Genomic DNA, 23,252 nt, shown 5'->3' with positions numbered 1-23,252 from the left:
AAAGAGAATATGCGAGACGGTTCCATCGATGGGTCTTTCCTTCGAAATGCACTCAGGGAATGACTCCCGAAAAGCTCACTGACAGATTGTTTGGTGTCAGTCTGTGGTAGATCTCACAGCTTCCTCGGTAGTGGACGTGTCATCCGACAGGTGACGATCCCAGAGGACGAGGAGGCTGGGGAGAACTACGACACTTGCGACGAACGCATAAACGATAGCAGTACTGGTAACCAGTCCGAATCGTTGAAGCGATGGGACAAGCGCGAACAGGAGGACAGCGAACCCGCCAGCGGTACTGACAGCACTCGCAAGCAGTGCGCCTCCGGTTCCAGCGACGGTCGAGTCAAGCGCCGCAAATGCGTCGTTTGTCCGCTGGCGTTCTTCGATGAACCGTTCGCTAATATGGATCGCATAGTCAACACCGATACCGATGGCGATACTCGCGATAATCGCAGTTTCGCTGTTGAACGGTATCGAAAGAAGATACATCGTCCCCAGAATCCACGATAGTGCGAAGACGACAGGAAGCATCGTCACAGCTCCGAGTGAGAGGGTACCGTACCGTCGATAAAAGATGCCGGTAAGGAACACGAGAATGACGCCGAGAGTGATGAGGAACGTCTCGACGAGCGTTGTCAGCAGATTTTTCTGGACGAGTTCCGTGATGATTGGTTGACCGGTTGCAGTTGATTCCAGAGGCGTATTTCGCTCGATGGTCGCAGCGATCGTCCGCATTTCGCTCGTGATGACGCCTGTATCGGCACCGCCTTTGATGCCGACGCTCATTCGGAGCGCCCGATACTCGCCGTTAGTTCGATGGAAGACGGCCATCGCTCGATCCGGTTCGGCGTCGTACACTGCATCGTATACTGTCTTCAGATTCTGGTCGGGAATTCCGTCACCGTCTGCGTCGTTGCGTTCGACGGTAGCAGCGACGGTTTCGTTGGTCGCAGCCGTCTGATTGATGACCGAGAGTGGACTCTCCACGCTCGGTTCACCATTCGCCAACGAAACGGCCGTCTTGCTGCTACTCACTTGCTCGTGTGCGGCAGCAAGTCGATCCAGCGCCCGTGGATTCGTCACTGGACCTTCAATCAGTATCTCGGCCGTTGACCGATCACGTGACTGCACAAAATTTTCGTTGAGGAAGATAACGTTTTCCCGGAGCGAATAGTCGCTCGGAGCGAATGGCTCCGGAAGCGAATCCATCCACTGGGGCGAATCACGTGGCAGGAAATCCACTTGATTGAGGGATGTGTCGATGTCCGTCGCAGCGTAACCACCACCAGCACTCAAGAGCAATGCCACAACGACGATAGCAACTGGAATACGACGCGCGATTGTCGTTCCAGCGCCGACAATCCTGTTGGCGACACCGCTGGTTCCGAACGCACGCTTGCGACGGTTACGTCCTACTCGCTCAAGCAATGATTCAAGTTCAATCTTGATTGTGGGGAGGAGTGCAGCGAACACGATGAACGCAGCGACGATGCCGGCAGCGCTTACGAGGCCGAACTCCGCAATGGAAGTGATCGGACTGACAGTGTTTGAGAGGAAGCCGACGGCCGTGGTGAACGTTGTTGCTGCGAGTGCGACCGTTACGCCAGCAAGACTGACACGCATTCCTTCTCGGGGTGTTCGCTCGATATCCTCTTTTCTGGCTTCTCGGTAGCGCATTACGACGTGCAGTGCATAGTCGATGGAAAGTCCGATGAGCAAGAACGGTACGGCAATGATTATCTGTGTGACGCCAATACCGGCCCACCCCATGAATCCGCCCATCCAAACGAGTACGAGCACGACGCCGACGAGTGCAAGTACGATATCGAAGATATCACGATATGCAATGATGAGCACGAGGAGAATGAACGCAAGTGCGATCGGAGAAATGATAGCGAAGCTTTCACCAGTTGCCTGTCCGGACTCTTCATCGACAATGCCAGCACCGAACACGAACGTGTCGTCGCTCACCTCCTGCTGAGCAATCTCACGAGTAGCGAGCTGACCCTGAACCACATCCTGAGGAAGGGTATCACCAGCTGCTTCGACGTGCTGGAAGACAAACAGCACGCGCGCCGTCGCCGTTGTACTGCCTGCGTCGTAATCCGTCGACAGTAACGTATAGGGGTTTACCGTTCCCGACCGGGCACGCGAAGGGTCAAGCACTCTTTCAGTCACTGACTCGACTTCAGCAGTCGTCATCGACTCCATCTGTTTGATCTGCTCGTCGAGCGTGGGCAAGCGTTGTGGAGAACCAGTGGCCCCACTTCGAATATCGGTGGCACTCGCATTTCCGGTCGTATTTTCGGATGGTCGAGCGTTGTTTTGGGATTCCTGTTGGATGGCGGCGATAGCTATCTGATTTGCGATGCCGACAGTCGCCTGCCCGTCCGCGAGCGTGGCGTTTACCGTCTCGTTCTCGCGGAGTGTACGTTGTAATCGCAGTGTCTCGAGTAGCGACTCTTTTGAAAGAACGTTGTCACCCCGAACGACAACCTGCATCGCAGTGGTGTTTTCCTGACCGGTCGAAAAGTTCTGCTGGACGTAATCGAGTTTCTGTGCTTCCGTCGAATCGCTACCGAAACTCGCGATTGTCAGTCCCGATTCGATATTGCCTGCACCACTTCCAATCAGGACGGTTAGCAGGAGCAACACGAGGAGGACAGGACGACTATACCGAATCAATAGGTTCGCGTATCGTTGTGCGAGTCCGGAAGTCATGTACTGGTGACCAATGAGGGTGATGACTTAACTGTTTGTAGAATCGTACAACAACTACACCCCCTATTGAAGCAGTGCGATGATAGACAGAAAACCACTTACAGTCTGCGAGCCGAGGAAGAAACTGGAGATGGGCGCACATGAAGCCGTCAGGGCATTGCAGAAACTCGGATTGTCAAGCTACGAGTCCCAGGTGTTCGTCGCCCTCCAGCAACTGGGTACCGGGACAGCACAAGACGTGAGTGAAGTGTCAAACGTCCCCCGATCACAGGTGTATGGCGCGGCCGATGACCTCGCCAACCGTGGTCTGCTTGAGGTCGTCGAGTCCTCACCGAAGGCATTCCGGTCAGTGAGTCTTTCAGCGGCCCGTGAGCAACTATCCGCCCGTATCGAACACGAGCAGGAACGGGCATTCGAAAATCTCGAAGCTATCGAGAATGAACAAGCCTCGTATGCCGATGAAGAAACGGTTTCGACGTTGCGAGGCCACCAACCGATTCGTGAGCGGATGATCGACCTCATCGCGAGCGCCAACGAACAAGCAGTGTTGGTCGGTGCAACCGGCGAGTTACTGACTGACGACATCATCGGCGTGCTTTCTAACCGGGCCACTTCGGGGGTTCTGGTGATGATTGTTACCCGCGATCGGGCAGTACAGGAACACTTCGAGAATACCCCGGTTAATGTAATCGTGGTACCTGAGACACATCATGGTGGGTTCACCGGGCGAACGCTCCTTGTTGACGACGCAACCGTACTACTATCGGTACCCACCGAGGACGATCACCCCGAACCGTTCGATGAAGTCGCGCTCTGGACGGCTGGTACCAGCATCGGTCACATTCTCACGCGATTCATCCATGCGGGAATGGAATCCGGACTTGACAACTATCCATCTGATTCGAGTGAAATGGGAAAAATTTGATAAATTAGATATTAGAATTTTTGACATGTAAAAATTTTATGTATGGTGAATATCAAACAAGATAAACAATTGAAATCGGACGAGATCAACGAGGTTAGATGATTTTCAATGGTTTGAAGTCGTGTCTGGTTAATCAGGGTTGAGCAAATTGATCTAAATAACTAATTTATCCGTAATTAAATTAAAATAAATAAATATTTGATATTTATAGTATGGAGCGAGTTGCTTAGGATCTCAAAGAAAGAGAACTGTTGCATCCAAATACTATATTGCACGCGAGATAGCAGTTGTCCCTATCGACGTACAATTATTACGACTTAGAAAAACACACAGCAGTACCATCCTCCGAAATTCTATGAGTTGAAAATACGGCCGGCTTTGGAGAGTCAGGGTGTGTTGAAAACCGTCAGAGAGAACAAAATTCTCATGAGAGTATTGACCCCCGTCCGGAGTCCGATGAGGGGCGTAAGAAGCCGTCAGTTGCCGCGTTGATCGGTTTGACGACACCCAGTTTCGGCGGGGGGAGGGTTGGTTTTATAATACCGTGGGCTGATTACACGCCTGATGACAGTACGCACACCACACGTAGCCGCTGCAGCGAATCGTCCGTCGTTCACCCTCCGAGTTGAAAGTGAGCGAACGACGATGCTGACTCGCTACACTCGATCGGAGGAAACCAATGAAAGAGATTAGCACCGACGCCGCACCGCCAAGTATCGGCCCGTTCTCGCAAGGTATCCGCGACGGGAACCGCATCTACGTCTCAGGGCAAGGTCCGGTCGACCCCAAATCCGGCGAAATCGTTGGCGACACCATCGAAGAACAAACTGCACGAACACTCGAAAACGTCGATGCGGTTCTGGCAGCCGCGGGCCGCTCGCTCGACGACGTAGTGAAAGCGACCGTCTTCGTCCAAGACATAGATGATTACGACGCAATCAACGAGGTGTACGCCGACTACGTATCGTCGCCGTATCCCGCCCGAAGTGCAGTGCAGGTCGAAGACCTACCCATCGATATCGGCGTCGAGATAGAAGTCGTCGCTAGCGTCCGAGGGACGGAGGAGTGACGGGGCGATGAGAGCTGTCGCGGTTCGACGTGGCGAGTCGAAACCACGGGTCATCGACGTGCCGAAACCGACCCCAGCGTCCGATGAAGCATTGGTTCGAACGCTTCGAGTCGGCATCGATGGCACCGATCACGAAGTCGTCGGCGGGAACCACGGTGGATTTCCCGACGATTCGAACCACCAAATCCTCGGTCACGAAGCGGTAGGAATCGTCGAAGAATCGAACGGGACGCGATTCGAGGCTGGCGACCTCGTCGTCCCGACGGTTCGACGGCCATCGGGAGCGGAAAACGCGTTCTTCGAGCGCGGCGAGCCCGACATGGCTCCCGACGGTGCGTATCTCGAACGCGGAATCGTCGGCGCGCACGGATACATGGCCGACTACTTCACCAGCCACGAGCGGTTCCTCGTCGGCGTCCCCGACGACTTCGCAACCCACGGGTTCCTCGTCGAACCGATCAGCAACACCGAAAAAGCCATCCAGCACGCCTACGCTAGCCGGTCGGCGTTCTGATTGGACCCCGAGTCGGCGCTCGTGCTTGGCAACGGACCACTGGGTCTACTGACCCTTTCGATGCTCATTGGGAGCGACGACTTCAAGCGTTGCTACTGCCTGGGACGGCGCGACCGTCCCGATCCGACCATCGACATCATCGAACGCCTCGGCGCGACCTACGTAGATTCTCGGGAGACTCCCCTCACGGCGGTTTCGGAGACTCACGAGCCGATGGACTTCGTCTACGAGGCGACCGGTCACGCGCCGCACGCCTTCGAGACCGTCCTCGCGCTCGCACCGAACGGCGTCGGGGCGCTCCTTGGCATCCCCTCGGACGGCACCGTCGAGCTAGACGGCGGCCGCATCCACCGGGAGATGGTGTTGCAAAACAAGGCGCTGCTGGGTAGCGTCAACTCGAACGTCCGTCAGTACGAGGCGGCCAGAGAAACCCTGTCTTCGTTCCCCGACTGGTTCACCGACGAGCTCATCACGGACGTCTACGCCCCGGACGAGGCCGAGCGGGCGTTCGTGACCGGCGACGACGGTATCAAGACCGTCGTCGAGTTCGACTCGCTGTAGCGTCGCTCGCCGGGTCGCGGGGTTCGCTGGAAACGCGCCAACTACGCACCGAGGTCGCTACGGCGTATCGGCTCGTACGGCCATTTTCAGAATCGCCTTCAAGTAGAACTCCCGTTCGTACTCGGAGCGTTCGCCCAATTCGAGTGCCCCCGCAATAATGCTGACAAACACTGCAGCTATCGACGCTCCGGTTCGAACGTCCGATGATGCCTGCCTACTCGCGTCACCCTTCTGCCTGCGCGACGATGCGCTCGACGGCATAGTCGGCCTCGTCGTCGGTGAGACACATCGGGTTGACGGTGAATTCGCCCGCCGGAAGCGCGTCCGCGCCGACGAACACGCGGGGTTCCTCGCGGCGAAGTCCCCCGACGACGTCGGTCGCCGAGACGCCAGCGAGGTCTGCGTCCACCGAGACGACGACTTCCGGGGCAACGGCAACCTTGTCGTCGGCCGTGATAGACGTTTCAAATCCAGCGACTGCGTCGAGGTCGGCGGCGATGGCTTCGGCACGTTCGAGCCACTCCGCGGCGAGCGCCTCGTGGTCTTCCTCGACGAACAGTTCGAGCGCGCGAATCAGACCGGCGAGTTCCTCCTTGCCGACTTTCATCGCGCGGCCAATTCCCTGTCGTGGGACGCCGCCGAGTCGGTCGGGGTTCACGAGTTCGCGCGGGGGTTCCCACACCTGTTCTGCGGCGTGCATGTCGAGATGCTGGGCGGCGGCCGACGCGACGAGATCCTCGCGTCCGGCGAGGATGCCGGTCGTCTGCGGGCCACGGATGGCTTTGCCCCCGCTGAACGCAACGAGGTCTGCACCCATTTCCACGAACGCAGCGAGGTTGCTCACCGGAGGAAGTTCGGCTGCGGCGTCCACGACGACCGGAACGCCGTGGTCGTGAGCGATGTCGCACACGACGTCGAGCGGCGGGTTTGTATAGGATTTCTCTACATAGGCGACCGCCGCGGTGTCCTCGCCGATAGCGGCTTCGATCTCCCACGGTTCGACGTTTCGCGAGCCGGTGCCGAGGTGCTTGTCGTTGGTTCCCACGTCCACGATAGTCGCCCCGACCGCTCGGAGCGCGTGGTCGTAGCCCGTTCGGTGGGTTCGCGGCATGACGATTTTGTCGGCGACGCCGTCGGTGTCGGGGAGGCGCGCCATCGCCCCGAGATCGTCGCCCGCGATGCAGGCGGCCGCGCCGAGCGCGAGCGCACTCGACGCGCCGGACGCAACGTAGCCCGCGTCCGCGCCAGTCACGTCCGTTATCAGTTCGCTGGCTCTGGCCTGTAGATCTGAGAGACGGACGAATGCCTCCGACGCACGGGACATCGCATCGACGGCCTGCGGTCGGATTCGGCTCCCGCCGATTCGAGTCTTCGTCCCGGTCGCGTTGATTACATGTGGGACGCCTAATTCCTCGTAGATGGTCTGCTCTGGTTGCATATGAACTCCCGCGTAGCCCGGAACCAAAATAGATTCGACGTCCGTCCAGTCGCGGTCACCGGTACGTTCATACGTTTCGGATGAGCATCGATATCACGTCACGGAAATGCCCGGCATCGAAGCCGGTACGAGCTACTTCGGCGTACAGGACCCAGAACACGCGACGACGGACGTGGACGTACCCCGCGGTCAAGCCGCGGGGCTTCCTGCTTCGATGACGTGCTTTGCATCCACCCGTCCCGAATGACGAGCGAACGCAGGGAGCACAGTCTGCACAGGCGTTGATATCAATACAAGCGCATACCTCCGTCTTCAGGCGGAGGTCGAGCGATAGGCATAGTTCGTCCATTCTTCGGTACCGTACACGGCTGGATTTCCAACCGATAATACCAAGTATATTCAATAGATATCCATTGTATGGTGAATCGCTTTGAGATCGAGGGCGAGGAAGTCCTTGATGGGGAAGTCAAACCCTTTGGGAATAGCGCCCACGTTACCGTTCCAAAGCGGTGGCGTGGGGCGGATGTGAAAGTCGTCCGCACTTCAGAACCGACAGAACAAGACGAATAACATGACCGAACTCACAGAGACGCTGGAGCTCAAACTTGTGAACCCGAATACTCACAAGCAGCGCAAACTCTGTGAGACGAAACATGCGTACCAACAGGCACTCAAAGCCGCGTTCGACGCGAATTGTACCACACAGTCGGCGACAAACGACGTGGTGGTCAACTACGATCTGAGTGGTTACGCGAAAAACGCCCTCAAAAAATACGTTCCACAACTCTGTGGCGGTAGCTACGACGCCAAGGAGCTGAAAGACGATCACCCTGTCCGGTTCACGAACGAAGGTCCGAAACTCGACCACAGACCGCAGAACACCATCGAGTGGTACATCAAAATTCCGCACCATGACGACTACCACCTCTGGTTGCCCGCACAACCGAATCCCAAACAGCAGGACTGGCTTGAAGCGTTGTACGCAGGCGACGCGTCGATGGGCGAGTGTCGATTGTTTGACCGTGACGGCGAGTGGTACTTCCACATCACTGCGACGCGGGAAATCGAAGAACAATCAGAATTCAGTTCGGCAAACGAAACGCCGATTGGGGTAGATATCGGGGAAGCCTCTTTGGTAACGGTGTGTCACCGTGACGAGCGCGGTTCCCCGACTGCACCCAACCTTTGGAACGACGAAGGCAAGGCGGTTCGACAACTTCGAGAGACGTATTTCACGGCGACCCGCCGTCTTCAGCAACGCGGAAGCGAACGCATCGCGGAGTCTTACGGCGACACACTCTGGCGACAGATCGACGATATCATCCACACAGTCACGTCGGAGGCTGTCAATTATGCCGATCAATTCGAGAATCCCGTCCTGGTTCTTGAAAACTTAACGTACATTCGAGAGAGCATGGACTACGGTGCGTTCATGAATCGGCGGTTGCACGGGTGGAGCTTTGCGAAGATCCACTCCCAACTCTGCTACAAGGCCGCCGAGAAAGGGATTCGTGTCGAGACGGTGAATCCTCGAAATACGTCGAAGGAGTGCCACGTATGTTACGAGGTTGGCTACCGCCCACGTCAGGCGATGTTCAAGTGTACGACCGACGAGTGTTGGGTCGGAGAGTACCAAGCAGACGTCAACGCCGCGCTCAATATTGCAGACCGCTACCTCGGCAGAGAGAGCCGTTCAAGAGAACACACGGACGGCGATGACTCGGCCGAGGATGGGGAGCGCTTGACCGCTCCGCAAGACAGCCACGTCGATGCTGACACCCAGCAAGTGACGCGTGGAACGTATGCGTCTTGAAACCTGAGGGTCGTCTCGGACGGCCTGAAATCCCATGGTGGGATTCCCGCGTCTTTAGGCGCGGGGGGAGGTCAATTCGAACTGTACCGTCACCCACGACTCGCCAGCAAGGAGAACGGACGTCATCGTCCGTCGAATCGGACGCTCACGGTATGAATATGGGGATTACCGGCTCCGGTGGCCGATCCAGTCAAAACGGAAACAATCGCTCGGCCGCCTCGTCGGTGAGCGGTCGGCCGTACTCGCTCACCTCGAACGCTTCCGCGTAGCGAACCGCCGCTCCCGCGTCGCCGCATCGCTCGACCAGGGCGTCCCGGAAGCGATCCGACACGGCTTCGATTGCTTCGACGTGCGGTAAGCCACAGTCTCGGAGCCACTCGAATCGCATATCGGGGTCGTCGGGCACGTCGTCAAGCATCCCTTCGACGTACGGCAGCCACTCGTACATCTGGGACTTGTGGCAGTCGAGCATCTCGAACTTGCGTTCGGCGGCGTCGTCGATGTCCACCACTACATCCGGTGAGAAGGGATAGGGTCGGTCGAACGTATCGCTCAGGTACGCAAAAACGGGGTTTTCGTCGAGCGCGGCGGTCGTCGGGCAGACGTTCGGCACCGTGACCAGATAAGCGGCGTCGCGCACGATTTGGGCGGTATACCGGTGATCCGGGTGGTAATCGTTCGGCCGGTGGGTGAGGACGAGGTCGGGTCGGAACGTCCGAAGTCGTCGGATGAGCCGGTCGCGGTTTTCGAGTGACGGTTGAAGCCGACCGTCGGGAACGTCGAATCCGTCGAATGTGACGTCAGCGACGGCTGCCGACGCCTCGGCCTCCGCGCGGCGGCGCTCGACCAGCTTTCGTCCCGCGAGTTCGTGGTGGCCCGCCTCGCCGTTCGTCATCGAGACGAACAGCACTTCGTGACCGTGGTCAGCGTACTTGCAGGCGACGCCGCCTGCTTTGAGGTCGCAGTCATCGGGGTGAGCACCGATGACGAGAACGCGAACTGTCTCGGTTGGCATCGTTCGTCAGAACTGTCGGTAGACGCATAAATACTACGAACGACAGAACGCGGCGCTCGCGTTGTCACGTGTCCGTCGCTGATCCGAGAGGAATTATTTTATCGGTAGACTTCGAGAAGCAAGTATGTCGATTACGAACGTCGATGCCATCCCGGTAGAGATGGCCGTCAAGCCACTCGAAGCCGACCTCGGTCTGGCACCATACGTGAGCAACCACGACGAAGTCGAGTCCGTCGAACGCATGCTCGTCAGAGTCGACACCGACGACGGCGTAACCGGGTGGGGCGAAATGCTCGTGGGCATGAAATCCGCCGCGGTGACGAAGGCAGTGATAGACGACGTCATCGCCCCCGAACTCGTCGGCCGTGAGGTCGGCGAGATACGCGACTTCGTCGATTCGTTCTACTTCCCGTACGTGAAAGTGCGGCCATTCCTCGGTGCCGTCGAAACAGCGCTCTGGGACGCGTTCGGCAAGACGGTCGGCCAGCCCGTCCACCGGCTTCTCGGGGGCAAGACCCGTGACAGTGTACCGATCGCAACCTGCCTCGGTATCCTCGGGCCCGAGGAGTCCCGTCCCTACGCCAGACGAGCCGTCGAACACGGGTTCACCACGTTGAAGACGAAGGCCGGCCCTGACTGGCGCGAAGACGTCGCGCGAATCCGAGCAATGCACGACGAGGTAGACGGCGAGTTGGAGTTCCGTCTCGACCCCAATCAGGGGTGGGCGTTCGAGGATGCGGTTCGGGTCGCTACCCGCCTCGAAGAAGCGGGCGTCCTGCTTCAGTACCTCGAGCAACCGGTGCGCATCGACACCTACGGCACGTACGCCTCGCTGCGGAACCGCGTGCGGACACCGATAGCGGTCAACGAGGATACGTATTTCCCGCGAAACCTCCGCTACCTCCTCCAGGCCGACGCCATCGACGTGGCAGTCGTGGATCTCGTCCCCGCCGGTGGCATCCTTCGCGTCCGCGAACAAGTCGCCATGGCCGCCAACGCAGGCGTTTCGGTGTCCCACCACTGTGGATTCGACCTCGGCGTCAAGACGGCGGCTATGCTCCACACCGTCGCGAGTACACCCGGCATCAATCTGCCGCCGGACAGCGTCTACTATGGCTGGGACGACTACATTATAGAAGATCCGTTCGAGGTCGAGGACGGCGCGTTGACAGTCCCGGACGGGCCGGGATTGGGTATCGAGGTAGACGATACGAAAGTCGAACGGCACCGGATCGATTAGGAGCAACTAGTCGGTTTCGGCGACCCAGCTGACCGGCGCACGCATGTTGAGCGTCGTCGTCACGGGCGAGCCGTTTGGGCCACTCCCGTCGTTGGTTCCCGGATTCGAACTCATGGTGACGTCCTCGTCGTTCGGGTTGTCACCTTGACAGCCAGCCAGTCCAGCCATCGCCGCGCTTCCTCCGAGTGCAAGCCATTGTCGCCGGGTTAAGCCGTTGCTATCGGCGTCGCCGTCGGAACCGTGGTTAGCGTTAACCATACTATTTTCAAAATTTATATAATTAGTATAAAAATATTTTGGTAACACATCTGATTAGATGTGAGTGGAACATGGCTGATCCGGTCAGAGCGCAAAGTAGTTGCCTTCTCAGCAGAAACAGCGAGGATATGTTTGAGAGTAACTATGATCGAACGGACGAGGTCGCCATCGTCACTGGAGCGAGCAACGGCATCGGCCGCGCCGTCGCCGAACGCCTCGCCGCAGCGAACGCGACCATCATGGTGGCCGACGTGGACGACGACGGCGGCACGGAGACGGTCGGGGCCATCGAGGACGACGGCGGCACCGCCGAATTCGTTCGCGTCGACGTGAGCGACGCGAACGACGTCTCGGCGATGGTCGAGGCGACGATGGACGCATACGGCAGTGTGGACGTGCTGGTGAACAATGCAGGTGGCTCGTTCGACGACGGGAACCCCCACCGAGTGAGCGAGGAGACGTGGAACCGAATCATCGACGTGAACCTCAAGGGTCAGTTCCTCTGTGCCCGAGAAGCGCTCCCGGCGATGATCGAATCCGGCGGCGGAGCGATGGTTCACGTCTCCTCGGTCAACGCGCGAACCGGCATCGGACTCGCCGCCTACTCCGCCGCGAAAAATGGCATCCTCGCGCTGTCTCGACTCATTGCTACACAGTATGGCCGACACGGTATCCGCTCGAATGCCGTCTGTCCGGGCAGCATCATCACTGACGCGTCGAGCGAGAAGCTGACCAACGAGGGGCCGGTTCGCGAGGAGTGGCTCAACCAGTATCCCGTCGGTCGGTTCGGTTGCCCGGAGGATGTGGCTGCCGCCGTCGCCTTCCTCGCCTCCGACGCGGCGTCGTTCATCTCCGGTACTGAACTCACCATCGACGGTGGTCTCACGGCCGGTCTCGACCAACAGCTGGAGACGATGATGTACGACATCGACGACTCGCCCGCCCACGACCGAGGCGGCGCGTGAGGGATTTCGACCGACACGAAGGAAGTCGTCGCTTTTGCACTGCTCGTCGCGACGGCAATGAAGGACCCCCCGGACAATCTACCTGACGTAACCGGCGCATTCGCCCGTTGTAATGGTAATTCGTCGTCTGCCGACGTGACGACGGTGACGCCCCATCGCTGATTCTCTTCGCCACCGTTTCGACTCCGACGAATCGACGTACACCCCCCGAGCGACGGCCAAACGTGGTTCGTCGATGAATTGACCGCGTAGCTCGTCACCAAACCCCTTTCGACCAGACCGAAACCGGTGGTTCCCCTTGTGTGCCACCACCAATTGTGATAGACCAAGACAAGACGTGATGAGCAGCCCGTATGCACACCGATTACAATTCTATTTCTGTAATGTTTGTCTGTCCAGTCATATTTCCTGAAGTACTCACAGAGCGCCGGTAGCGACCGTTTCTATCCCGTTTCGACTAGGCGAAAACATTCATTTGCGAAATGTGAACGAAACCGGGTTGATACGACCAGGTAACGGTCGGCGCGACTGGAAATGCCTGGTTCGACTCTCGAGTTCCGGTTCGACTCTCCGGAATTGTCGCCGGTTACGGATGCGACGGTGGAAGACGGGATCAAGGAAAACGACGTGTCATACTCTAATATCTAGGTTTAGAAAATAAATTAAATTTTTTCTATTAATTGTAGAATGCGATGGAAGAGAATAATAAAGCAACTTCGACTCGGCGAGACGTACTGAAACGCGCCGCCACGGTTGGCGTGGTTGGCCTCGGTGGTACTGCACTAACGAGCGGTTCGGCGGCGGCGAAGCCAACGGTCGACTGGGAGCCAGCCCATTCGAGCAACTACACGGGCGCGAACCGCGGCGCGGGGAAGATAGACTGGATCGTCATCCACACCGTCCAGGGGTCGGCCAGCAGCACGGTCAACTGGTTCCAGAATCCCGATGCTGACGTCAGTGCCCGCTACACCATCTCGGAGAGTGGCTACGAGTACCAGAGCGTCTCCGACATGAATATCGCGTGGCACGCCGGTGGATCGAACTACAACACGTACTCCGTCGGCATCGAACACGGCGGTTAGGTCAGCGAGACCTACGAAGACGCCCAGTATCGCGCGTCTGCGAAGCTTGCCAGTTGGCTCTGTGACCAGTACGGCGTTCCCAAACAGCATCCGGGGAGCGTCCCATACGACGCGGCGAATCCGGCCAACGGCGGCATCATCGCCCACTCCCAGGTTCCAGGAAGCACCCACACCGACCCCGGTGCGAACTGGGACTGGGGATACTACATCGACCTCGTCAACTCGTACTGATCGCCGTACGAGCACCGTCGCTCCGGCCGATATTTTTCACGCGAGAATGACGAACGACGCGGTAGCAGCTCCACTGGTTGCTAATTCTCGTCGTCGTTCTACCCGTTTGAACTGCGATGGGTACCACGCTCGCCGTGCGTTCGCGCGATGGTAATCTCAACCGACGGATTCGGCGGCGTTGGGCGACGAAACCCTGAATGCAACGGTGACGCGTCACGACGACTTTGGTCGGATTATTGCTTCGACCGGTAATCTTTATTACGAGCCCCGTACCTTGGGTGATATGGTCGCAGTCTGGAGCTATCCGTGGCGACTGCTCTCGCAAGACCCAGCCGAGACGCGACGAGAATTCGCCGAGTTGGGAGTCACGAGCGTCACCGTCGCCGCACACTATCACTCTATCCGAACGCTCGACCCGCGTTCGGATGATGGTCTGTTCGAATCGTACGAAGGGGGTTGCTACTTCGACCCCGACAACGGAGCGTTCGCCGACACGCCGATCGACCCGCCGGTGAACGAGTTGGACGGGCGTGCGGATCCGTTCGGTGACGTCGTCGAACTGTTCCGGGGGAGCGGCATCGACGTGAACGCGTGGCTGGTCTGCTTTCACAACTCGAAGCTCGGCGCGGACAACCCGGCGTTCCGCGTCCAGAGCGCGTTCGGCGACGCGCACGAACACGCGTTCTGTCCGTCGCACGAGGAGGTTCGCACCTACTTCGAAGCGGTCGTGCGCTCGCTCGCGGACTACGATGTCGGGGCCATCAACCTCGAATCGCTCGGGTTCCCGAGCGCCTTTCACGGTCACGGCGCGACGTTCGGCCACGCGAAAAACCACGTTATCCGGGGAACGCCGGAGGAAATACTCGTCTCACAATGCTTCTGTTCGGCGTGCCGGGAGCGAGCAGCGGATCACCCCGTCGATTTCGACCGGGCTCGTTCGGTCGTCCAGACGGTCGTGGAGGGTATATTGAGCGAGCCGACACCGCAGGTGCGGTCGCTCGAACGTCTCGTCGCGGAACATCCCGTCCTCGACGACCTCTTCGACTTTCGGGCGTCGGTCATCGAATCCCTCATGGAGCGCATCGCGACCGCCAGTGGCGAGGTCGCCCTCACCTACTCCGCGTCGGACGGCCTCGGCCGCGACCCGAACGAGGGGTGGCCTGCGGGCGTCGTCCTCGACCGGATTCGTCCCTACCTTGACCGCATCATCGCGCTGTGTTACACGGACGACCGCGAACTCGCCCGCCGTCGAGTCCGGCAGTATCGGGAGACGGTCGACGTTCCGGTCGACGCTGGCGTCACGCTCAACCCCGACGTGGTCGGAACCGAAACCGAGTGGCGAACGATAGTCGACGGTGTCGCAAACCTCGCGGACGAAGTGCACGTGTACAACCACGCGCTCATGAGCGATGCCCACTTTGAGTGGTTCGACGCCGCCGTCCCCCGTCTTGGGTAGTGACGCCGCCGAGTCGAACTGACGACGCTACCCGAGTTCGGGGCTGTTTCGATGCGTTTACAGTCCGCGGTTGGACGTGTGTCGGCACTCACCGGCGGAGTGGTCACATCACGGTCGTCGCTCGAAGGATGAGACGGGTACACAATGATTTTTAAGGCGACGATGCAATGACCGAAATATGGTTCAACTGGGCGTAGAACGGTTGCTTGACGAGCGAACCGACGCAGTCGGCAACGACCGACTCGGACTCATCACGAATCCCTCGGGGACTGACAGCGACCTCAACACGACCATCGACCTGCTCGACGAGCGCGACGCATTCGACCTTCGAAAGCTGTTCGGTCCCGAACACGGCATTAGAGGCGACGCGCAGGCAGGTGTGAAAGTCGACGACAGCATCGACGAACGAACAGGCCTCCCGGTCAAGAGCCTCTACGGGGAACAGCGCCAGCTCCGGTCGGAGATGGTTGCGGACGTAGACACCCTCGTTTACGACATGCAGGACGTCGGCTGCCGGTTCTACACGATCATCTACACCCTCGCGTACGCGCTCGAAGGTGCGGCCGACGCCGGAAAACGCATGGTCGTCCTTGACCGCCCGAATCCCATCGCGCCGCTCCCCGTCACGGGCAACCGTATCGACGAGTCGGTCTCGTCGTTCGTCGGCGCGTACGAACTCCCGATCGTACACGGGTTGACCGTCGGTGAGCTCGCGACGTATTTCAACGAGGAGTTCAACATCGGCGCAACGCTGGAAGTGGTTGAGATGCGCGACTGGTCGCGCTCGAGTTGGTTCTCCGACACTGACCTGCCATGGGTGTACCCCTCGCCGAACATGCCGACGCCGGGGACGGCGACGCTGTATCCCGGGATGTGTTTCTTCGAAGGGACAAACCTCTCGGAGGGGCGCGGGACGACGAAGCCGTTCGAACTCGTCGGCGCGCCGTGGGTGGACGCCGACGAATGGGCAGCGGAGTTGTCGGCCCAAAACTTGGACGGCGTCGCGTTCCGCCCGGCGTACTTCTCCCCCACGTTCTCGAAGCACGAGCGCGAGAACGTGACCGGCGTACAGGTTCACGTCCTCGACCGCGATGCCGTCAATCCCGTAACGGTCGGTCTCACGGTTCTCGCGTCGGCGTTCACGACGTACGACCGATGCGAGTGGGTCGAGTACGACGACGGCTATTTCGTCGACAAACTCGCGGGCGGTAGCTATCTCCGCGAAACGATCACTACCGCGGACGCCGCGAGCGAACCCCGAGACATCGCAGCGGATATCGCTGGGCACTGGGAGGACGACCTCGCCGAGTTCGCTGACGTGCGAGAGGAGTATCTCCGATACTGATCACAGATGGCCACACACACACCATCTACCGACGTGGAATCGACCATCTCGTCGCTGTCGCTTGACGCAAAAGTCGGCCAGTTGTTCATCGCGGGCTTCGATGGAACCACGCCGACCGCCGAAATCGAGGAGTTGGTCGCCGAACGGCGACTCGGCGGCGTCATCTACTTCAGCAGAAATGTCGAATCCCCGAATCAATTGCAGGAGCTCTCGCGGACGCTACAGGCGTTCGTCCCGGATGACGGACCGCCGCTCCTCGTGAGCGTCGACCAGGAGGGTGGTCGGGTTGCGCGACTCTCGTGGGGAACCGAACAGCCGAGCGCGATGGCGTTCGGCGCGGCCGACGACCCTGAACTCGCTACGCAGGCTGGCGAAGCCGTCGGCGGCGAACTACGGTCGCTGGGCATCGACGTGAACCTCGCGCCGGTTCTCGACGTGAACAACAACCCCGACAACCCCGTCATCGGCGTCAGGTCGTTTGGTGAGAACCCCGGGCGGGTTGCCGAACTCGGCACGGCGTTCGCCGACGGGCTACAGTCCGCGGGCGTCGTTGCCTGTGGGAAGCACTTCCCGGGACACGGCGACACCGCGGTCGATTCCCACCGCGACCTGCCGATCCTCGACCACGACCGTGACCGCCTCGATCGCGTCGAACTCCGCCCCTTCCGCCGCGCTATCGACGCCGGTATCGACGCGATCATGACGACGCATGTCGCGTTCCCGACCGTCGCCGATGACGAGCGTCCGGCGACGATCGCTCCGCGAGTCGTCACCGGACTGCTCCGCGAGGAGTTGGGGTTCGAGGGACTCGTCTTCACCGACTGCATGGAAATGGACGCCATCGCAGACGGCGTCGGAACGGTCGAGGGATGTGTGCAGGCGGTCGAAGCGGGCTGCGATCAGATCTGTGTCTCCCACACCCCGACGAAACAGCGCGCGGCCATCGATGCCGTCGTCGATGCTGTCGAGTCAGGGCGCATTTCGGAATCCCGTATCGACCGGTCAGTGCGGCGAATTCTCCGGGCGAAGCGGATGTACGACGCGGGAACGGTCGAGGTCGCGCAGTGGGACGACGCTGCCGAGGACTGCCGTGCCATCGCACGCACCGTCGCCGAGCGCGGGGTCACGCTCGTCCGCGACGACGCTGGCAATCTTCCACTCTCCGACGAACCTATCACAGTCTACGAGTTCGACGGCGGCCGCGGCTCGCTCGCCGAGGAGGTTCGCGACGACGGCGGCGCGTTCGCGGCGGCGCTCTCGGTGGCAGGCGTTACGGTGGACGCGTCGGTCATCACCGGTGAAACGCTGGCGTCCGAATCCGCGGCGGCCGGCTGTCCGACGGTCGTTCGCACGTCCAATGCCGCTTCGAATCCGGAGCAGGCGGCCACGGTTCGTAACCTCGTCGCGGGCGGCACGGACGTCATCGTCGTCGCGACCAGCAACCCCTATGACCTCGCCGCGTTCCCCGGCGTCGAGACGTACCTGACGACGTACGACGGAACGCCCCCGTCGCTCGCCGCCGCGGCCGACGTGCTCGTCGGTATCCGGTCATCGACGGGTCGGCTCCCGGTCACGATACCCGACCCGACGTCCGGCGACAATCAGTGAGTCGGAACCGGTGATTCGTACGTTCGAACCGGGGACGTCCGCCGCTACCGTCCTACCGTGCCTGTTCGGATACGGAGCGTAGCACGTCGGCGAGTTCGTCGCCTAGTCGGTCGAACAATTCCTCGCCTTTTGCCGCGCTCGCCAGCGACGGGTCGCCGATGGCCCCCGACGCCGAATACTCTTCGAATTCTCGATACGAAGAGAGCGTGCCGCCGACGAGCAGGTCCTGCGTTCCACGCTCGTACGGTTCGTCCAGGTATTCGGCGTCGGCGTCCGCCATCGTCACGAGATCTGGGTGGAGGTGGAGCATAAGCGACGTTTCGAACTCGCCGCCGTGGGCCATACCCCCCACATCGCTCTCTCGAATATCGTCGATGAACGGCCCCGCGAGTTGGAAGTACGTCAGGCCGGTCACTTCCACGTCGGGATGTGACTTGCCGACCGTGCTAACGACGTTGTCGATGACGGAAGCGTTGCCCCCGTGGCCGTTGACGAAGCAGACACCGTCGAATCCGTTTTCGAGCGCGGTGTCGGCAACGTTCTCTAGTAGCGCGAGGAGGTTCTCCAGTTCGAGCGTCATCGTACCGCCGAGGGAAGTATGGTGTGGCGAGAAGCCCGACCAGATTGGCGGCGTCACGAGCAGCGGGACGTCGTTGGCGCGCTCGGCACCGAGGTGGGAGACGGCGTCGGCTAGTAGCGTGTCGGTGGCGACGGGGAGGTGATGGCCGTGTTGTTCGATGCTGCCGACCGGGATGACGACGAGCGAACCGTCGTCGGTTCCGGTTTCACGAATTTCGCGTCGAGTCTTCGTCGCCCACGCGACGGACGAGGAGCGTCCTGTTGGAAGCATAGAAGGGATTGCTCGCGTCGGCCGTATATGTATTTGGGTCGACCTGGGTCGACCGAAAGAATCTCCGTTCGCGGAGGGTGAGGGAGACCACATCTCCACTGCACCGAATGGAGGTGGTGCAGCCGCAGTTCGTATTCCTGTGATGCCACACTGTATCAATATATATTAATCAATACTTCTATTGGATAATCTGATGTCAAAGCAAGAAGTAAGCGGAACGAGACGTAAATTCATAAAGAGTACCGGATCACTGGCGACGCTATCGATCGTCAGCGGTGTCACCGGAGCGCATCGGAAGGAGCGTAGCGGCAGCCTTTCCTCCGACAAGCACGTCGTCGGGTACTACCCCTCGTGGGCAACCGAGTACGGGCCCCGTGACGTACCGTACGACAAGATTACACACCTGAACTACGCCTTCCTCGAACCAACGTCGAACGGGGAAGTCAAGCTCGCGGTCACCGGCGACGCCTCCCCCGAACTGCTCGAGAAGTTCCGTGCGGTAACGAGCAATCGGACACGTCGTTCATGTTCTCCATCCAGGCTGGATGGTACTCCGGTCGGTTCTCCGATGCTGCCCTCACCGCAGAGCGGCGGGAGCGGTTCGCCCGAACCGCCATCGAGCTCGTACGGACGTACAATTTCGACGGCATCGACATCGACTGGGAATACCCGGACGGGACAATTCGAGAGAGCGACCCACACAATTTGGTGCTCCTCCTGAGTGAAATCCGGCGACAACTCGACGACGCGGAGCGAGCGGACGACCAACGATACGAACTGAGCATGGCGGCGTCGGCCAACCCGTCGGTTATCGACTCGCAGGAAGTGGGTGCGTTCAGCGACGACGTGGACTTCCTCAACGTGATGAACTACGACCTCCACGGGACGTGGGACGAGCGCACCCACTTCAACGCGCCGCTCTATCCCGTACCGGACGCGCCGAACGCGAAGCCGACGTTCACCGCCGACCACGCGATGCGGTACTGGGCTAGTCAACCGATAGCGAAGGAGAAACTACACTTCGGGCTCCCGTTCTACGGGCGCACCTTCGAGAACGTACAGAACGAACACCCAAGCGACCACGGCCTGTTCAACTCGTTCGACTCCGCGTCCTCAGTGACCTACGACGACATCCAGCAGAACCTCAAACCCCAATCGGACTATGAGTACCACTGGCATCCCGACGCGAAAGTACCGTGGCTGTACTCCGCGGCGGAGGACACGTTCGTCTCCTACGACAACATCGATTCCATCGCGAACAAAGTGGACTTCGTGAAGAGCAACGGATTCGGCGGGGCGATGTGCTGGGAACTATCTCAAGACCCCAGCAACACGCTCATCGGGACGATGCACGACCGACTCCATTGACCCGCACGGGCTACGCAAATCGCACGGCGGTGCGATTCCCCGGTCACTCGCGAACGCCGTCTCGTCGGGAACGCTTTACGCGTGTGCCAACTTCAGCTCGACGATATTTTTCGCCCGCAGAAGTTCCTGCAACAGTTGCTCGTCCGGGTCGGCACGAATGCGACTTGACGGCCCGGAGACACTGATCGCCCCGATAACCTGGCCGTTCTTGTTTTTGATGGCAACTGCGACACAGCGGACGCCGCGCACGCGCTCCTCGCTGTCGACGGCGAACCCCCTCTCACGAATCGTCGCCAGTTCCGTCACAAGTTCCTCGCGGTCGGTTATCGTGTTCGACGTTCGAGCGGGAAGCCCCCGCTGTTCGAGGATCTCCTCGACCCGACTTTCTGGCAGGTACGCGAGAATGGCCTTGCCGAGGGCGGTCGCGTGGAGAGCGACGTGTTTTCCGGGATGCATATCGAGGGGAATGGAGGTATCCGCCTGTGCATCGTACACGTACACCCCCCGTCCGTCCTCCTCGACGAGGAGGCTCGCCGACTCGTCAGTTTCGGCGGCCAGTTTGTCGATTTCGGGTTCAGCCACCTCACAAATCTTCCGCCGAGAGCGAACGTATTCGCCGATTTCGAGGAATCGGAAGCTGACGCGGTAGGTGTTGTCGTCCCTGACGACGTAGCCCCGCTGGACGAGGGTTCGGAGATGGTTGTGAACCGTGCTGTCGGGCAGATCGAGATGGGCGGAAATCTCCGTGAGACGGGCCCCGTCGAGTTCACAGAGGGTTTCGATGATGTCGAACGACCGTGTGGTCGTCCGAACCGGGGTGTTCGACTCGTCAGTCATTTACCTTCTTTGACCACCTTCCGGGGGTGAGGTAATATAATTTCCTCTGTGGACGCTGGAGATGTTTTACATTCGTTACCGGTTCGAACGAGTCATCGGTTCGTCGAGCGTCGATAGTCACCATCTGTCGTCGAGTAATGTGGTCGTCGAGAGTACGCACTCGCAGATTTTCGATGCAGTTTTTGAGTGATTCAGTAATGAATAGATCACACAATATAAATCGCTATTTCGTACCGATTCGTCGTCCACGAAGAACGGAATTAGGTATCCATTTTTCTACACATTCGTCGCGTTTTGATGTCATTTCCCCTCCACGTGCTCAAGTCGTATCTCGATAGAAATCGAACGATATGAGCGCCCATACCGAGATTAATAGTCGAATTCTCCGTTCCATAGCAATCGCGTTCGTCGGCAGTCATATGAAGAAAAGGGGCAACTGGTAAGGAGATACGTCGACCAACTACGGTCGTTTCAGGAAAAAACGTCGCGCCTGAGAAAGTTTTATATCATACAATACTATAGATAGTTTTATTTAGATTAATTTCGATTTTATAGGGTGGTATTCGCATTCTTGCCCGACGAAGCCGATGCTCTCGCGGACGGTTACGAACGGAGTACCGACATCTGAAACATATCTCGGATGGTAGATTGATGTTAGTCAAACGGGGGAGTCGGACGATTCCACTGCTTGTTCGCTTCGAATCGTCACGAGAGATGACGAAAGCTTGCTATCAAGGATATCCGATCCTTCTTCGAGCGGCAGAGAATGGCCACTTCAGCCGCTGTATTCAACTAGACGCTCTGTTTCATGAACGATAATATAGTGGCGGTGAACCAGCCCTGAACCGGAAATGGAATACCGTTTTCATTGACCGCTTCCTAACACGAGTATGAGCGACCATATCGACGCTCCTTTGGCTCGGCTAAAACGACCGCTCCTCTATGTGATGAGTTTCGTCTACATCGTCGCGGGGGTACTGCATTTCGTCGCCCCGAAGGTATACGCTCGAATCATCCCACCCCAACTCCCTAGACCACTGATGCTCGTCTATCTCTCCGGAATCGTGGAGATCGTCCTCGGTATCGGCGTGTTACTCCGGCGGACACGTCGTCGATCCGCGTGGGGGCTAATCGCACTGTTGCTCGCCGTTTTCCCGGCGAACGTCTACATGGCAACCAATGAGATGATACCTGAATCGGTTCCCGGTCAAGCCCGCGGCATCGCTCGGATTGCGCTGTGGGCGCGCCTCCCGTTTCAAGGTGTTCTCATTCTCTGGGCATGGTGGTACACGCGCGTGACGCCCGAGAACGCCAAATAAAAGCAAAAGAAGTCCTATCACCGAGTTTTCGATCGCAGCCGATCGATGATACTGGCAGTTTTATCGATCGACTCGATGTCGGTGATCGAATCGCCGACGCTGATTTGCCCGGACTCGACCACGTCCGCACAGATACCGCCTCGACCGTGTTTGAGCGCTCGGGCAACACCATCCTGTTCGTTGAGCTGTTCGACATGCGCACAGGGTGGGCGTGGTCGTGTGCCTACAAGCAGCGTATCGCCGATCCTGAATCGATGGTTCAGTAACTCGTGAACATCGATTCCATCCGTCACGATATTTCGCCGATGTTCACCGGCCGTCAGATCGAGTTCGAACTCCCGATTGATTTCGTCGATTGCTTCTCCGCCAATCAACGTCACCTGACAGACATCGTACGGTGAATAGTAACCCGTCCCGTTGAAATACCGGTCGTTCCGGAATCCCCTGTTGGCGACCGCCTGCACCTCCGTGACCGACTGCATTGGTTCGGAACCGGCTGCTGCAATGAAGAGATCGGTGACGTGGGACATAGTCGTCCGTTCGACTCCGACATAGATAATGGCTCACACCGTTTGTGCTCGTCCATACCTCGGTTCAAAAGCGTCTCTGCTGTGTCCTCAACGGCTGAGAGAGACCG

The 23,252-nt window shown here is 59.0% G+C and carries 20 protein-coding genes and 2 pseudogenes; 14 read left to right on the top strand and 8 right to left on the bottom strand.

Features of this window, described 5'->3' with window-relative positions; translation table 11 throughout:
• Positions 1-96: 96 nt before the first annotated feature.
• Entirely contained in the window at positions 97-2,721 is a 2,625-nt protein-coding gene (locus ACN2TU_RS16725) for an efflux RND transporter permease subunit (protein WP_435156916.1), read from the bottom strand.
• A 130-nt stretch (positions 2,722-2,851) separates the two neighbouring features.
• Between ACN2TU_RS16725 and ACN2TU_RS16720 the strand changes: the two genes are divergently transcribed.
• From ACN2TU_RS16720 to ACN2TU_RS16710, 3 genes and pseudogenes are all read left to right on the top strand, one after another.
• Positions 2,852-3,646 carry a TrmB family transcriptional regulator gene (locus ACN2TU_RS16720; protein ID WP_435156915.1) on the top strand — a complete coding sequence of 265 codons (795 nt, stop codon included), beginning with the start codon at positions 2,852-2,854 and terminating at the stop codon, positions 3,644-3,646.
• Positions 3,647-4,325: 679 nt separating this feature from the next.
• Positions 4,326-4,715 (top strand): Rid family detoxifying hydrolase, encoded by a 390-nt coding sequence (locus ACN2TU_RS16715; RefSeq protein ID WP_435156914.1) that lies wholly within the window; start codon positions 4,326-4,328, stop codon positions 4,713-4,715.
• A gap of 7 nt (positions 4,716-4,722) precedes the next feature.
• A pseudogene (locus ACN2TU_RS16710) lies at positions 4,723-5,790 on the top strand (glucose 1-dehydrogenase).
• Between the two features lie 57 nt (positions 5,791-5,847).
• Here the strand turns inward: ACN2TU_RS16710 and ACN2TU_RS16705 are convergent.
• Positions 5,848-6,051, bottom strand: coding sequence for a hypothetical protein (locus tag ACN2TU_RS16705; protein WP_435156913.1), 204 nt, complete (start codon positions 6,049-6,051; stop codon positions 5,848-5,850).
• On the bottom strand, positions 6,014-7,228 hold the full coding sequence (locus ACN2TU_RS16700; RefSeq protein WP_435156911.1) for an aminotransferase class V-fold PLP-dependent enzyme: 1,215 nt from the start codon (positions 7,226-7,228) through the stop codon (positions 6,014-6,016). Before ACN2TU_RS16700 ends, ACN2TU_RS16705 begins: the two co-directional genes overlap by 38 nt.
• A 106-nt stretch (positions 7,229-7,334) precedes the next feature.
• Here ACN2TU_RS16700 and ACN2TU_RS16695 point away from each other — a divergent pair, with 106 nt between their 5' ends.
• From ACN2TU_RS16695 to ACN2TU_RS16685, 3 genes are all read left to right on the top strand, one after another.
• The gene (locus tag ACN2TU_RS16695) at positions 7,335-7,475 is read left to right on the top strand and encodes a hypothetical protein (RefSeq protein WP_435156909.1); all 141 of its coding nucleotides are present in this window, start codon (positions 7,335-7,337) and stop codon (positions 7,473-7,475) included.
• Positions 7,476-7,645: 170 nt separating this feature from the next.
• Positions 7,646-7,798 carry a DUF2080 family transposase-associated protein gene (locus ACN2TU_RS16690; protein ID WP_435156907.1) on the top strand — a complete coding sequence of 51 codons (153 nt, stop codon included), beginning with the start codon at positions 7,646-7,648 and terminating at the stop codon, positions 7,796-7,798.
• Between the two features lies 1 nt (position 7,799).
• A complete protein-coding gene (locus ACN2TU_RS16685; protein WP_435156905.1) occupies positions 7,800-9,041 on the top strand; it encodes an RNA-guided endonuclease TnpB family protein in 1,242 nt (413 codons plus the stop codon).
• A gap of 190 nt (positions 9,042-9,231) precedes the next feature.
• Here ACN2TU_RS16685 and ACN2TU_RS16680 read toward each other — a convergent pair whose 3' ends face one another.
• Positions 9,232-10,056, bottom strand: coding sequence for a PIG-L deacetylase family protein (locus ACN2TU_RS16680; RefSeq protein WP_435156903.1), 825 nt, complete (start codon positions 10,054-10,056; stop codon positions 9,232-9,234).
• A gap of 124 nt (positions 10,057-10,180) precedes the next feature.
• Between ACN2TU_RS16680 and ACN2TU_RS16675 the strand changes: the two genes are divergently transcribed.
• Positions 10,181-11,296 carry a mandelate racemase/muconate lactonizing enzyme family protein gene (locus ACN2TU_RS16675; RefSeq protein WP_435156902.1) on the top strand — a complete coding sequence of 372 codons (1,116 nt, stop codon included), beginning with the start codon at positions 10,181-10,183 and terminating at the stop codon, positions 11,294-11,296.
• 6 nt (positions 11,297-11,302) lie between these two features.
• Here the strand turns inward: ACN2TU_RS16675 and ACN2TU_RS16670 are convergent, their stop codons facing one another.
• A complete protein-coding gene (locus tag ACN2TU_RS16670; protein ID WP_435156901.1) occupies positions 11,303-11,554 on the bottom strand; it encodes a hypothetical protein in 252 nt (83 codons plus the stop codon).
• A gap of 128 nt (positions 11,555-11,682) precedes the next feature.
• Here ACN2TU_RS16670 and ACN2TU_RS16665 point away from each other — a divergent pair, with 128 nt between their 5' ends.
• The 5 genes and pseudogenes from ACN2TU_RS16665 to nagZ all read left to right on the top strand — a co-directional run bounded on the left by ACN2TU_RS16665 (position 11,683) and on the right by nagZ (position 18,241).
• The gene (locus tag ACN2TU_RS16665) at positions 11,683-12,519 is read left to right on the top strand and encodes an SDR family NAD(P)-dependent oxidoreductase (protein WP_435156899.1); all 837 of its coding nucleotides are present in this window, start codon (positions 11,683-11,685) and stop codon (positions 12,517-12,519) included.
• Positions 12,520-13,211: 692 nt separating this feature from the next.
• A pseudogene (locus ACN2TU_RS16660) lies at positions 13,212-13,832 on the top strand (N-acetylmuramoyl-L-alanine amidase).
• Between the two features lie 283 nt (positions 13,833-14,115).
• Positions 14,116-15,288 carry a hypothetical protein gene (locus ACN2TU_RS16655; protein WP_435156898.1) on the top strand — a complete coding sequence of 391 codons (1,173 nt, stop codon included), beginning with the start codon at positions 14,116-14,118 and terminating at the stop codon, positions 15,286-15,288.
• Positions 15,289-15,466: 178 nt separating this feature from the next.
• Positions 15,467-16,633: an exo-beta-N-acetylmuramidase NamZ family protein gene (locus ACN2TU_RS16650; RefSeq protein WP_435156897.1), complete on the top strand. Its 1,167-nt coding sequence runs from the start codon at positions 15,467-15,469 to the stop codon at positions 16,631-16,633.
• A 6-nt stretch (positions 16,634-16,639) separates the two neighbouring features.
• Complete coding sequence (nagZ, locus tag ACN2TU_RS16645; protein ID WP_435156896.1) at positions 16,640-18,241, top strand: beta-N-acetylhexosaminidase; 1,602 nt, start codon at positions 16,640-16,642, stop codon at positions 18,239-18,241.
• Between the two features lie 52 nt (positions 18,242-18,293).
• On the opposite strand, the gene ACN2TU_RS16640 is transcribed toward nagZ, so the two are convergent.
• A complete protein-coding gene (locus ACN2TU_RS16640) occupies positions 18,294-19,091 on the bottom strand; it encodes a creatininase family protein (protein ID WP_435156895.1) in 798 nt (265 codons plus the stop codon).
• Between the two features lie 525 nt (positions 19,092-19,616).
• Here ACN2TU_RS16640 and ACN2TU_RS16635 point away from each other — a divergent pair.
• Positions 19,617-20,459 (top strand): glycoside hydrolase family 18 protein, encoded by an 843-nt coding sequence (locus tag ACN2TU_RS16635; protein WP_435156894.1) that lies wholly within the window; start codon positions 19,617-19,619, stop codon positions 20,457-20,459.
• Between the two features lie 75 nt (positions 20,460-20,534).
• Here ACN2TU_RS16635 and ACN2TU_RS16630 read toward each other — a convergent pair whose 3' ends face one another.
• Positions 20,535-21,296 carry an IclR family transcriptional regulator gene (locus ACN2TU_RS16630; RefSeq protein WP_435156893.1) on the bottom strand — a complete coding sequence of 254 codons (762 nt, stop codon included), beginning with the start codon at positions 21,294-21,296 and terminating at the stop codon, positions 20,535-20,537.
• An 890-nt stretch (positions 21,297-22,186) separates the two neighbouring features.
• Here ACN2TU_RS16630 and ACN2TU_RS16625 point away from each other — a divergent pair.
• Entirely contained in the window at positions 22,187-22,615 is a 429-nt protein-coding gene (locus ACN2TU_RS16625; protein ID WP_435156892.1) for a DoxX family protein, read from the top strand.
• A 17-nt stretch (positions 22,616-22,632) separates the two neighbouring features.
• Here ACN2TU_RS16625 and ACN2TU_RS16620 read toward each other — a convergent pair whose 3' ends face one another.
• Complete coding sequence (locus ACN2TU_RS16620) at positions 22,633-23,145, bottom strand: MOSC domain-containing protein (RefSeq protein WP_435156891.1); 513 nt, start codon at positions 23,143-23,145, stop codon at positions 22,633-22,635.
• Between the last annotated feature and the right edge of the window lie 107 nt (positions 23,146-23,252).

Source organism: Haladaptatus marinus (assembly GCF_051194195.1).
Note: the sequence above shows the minus strand (reverse complement) of the source record. Positions and strands in the feature narration are given on the sequence as shown.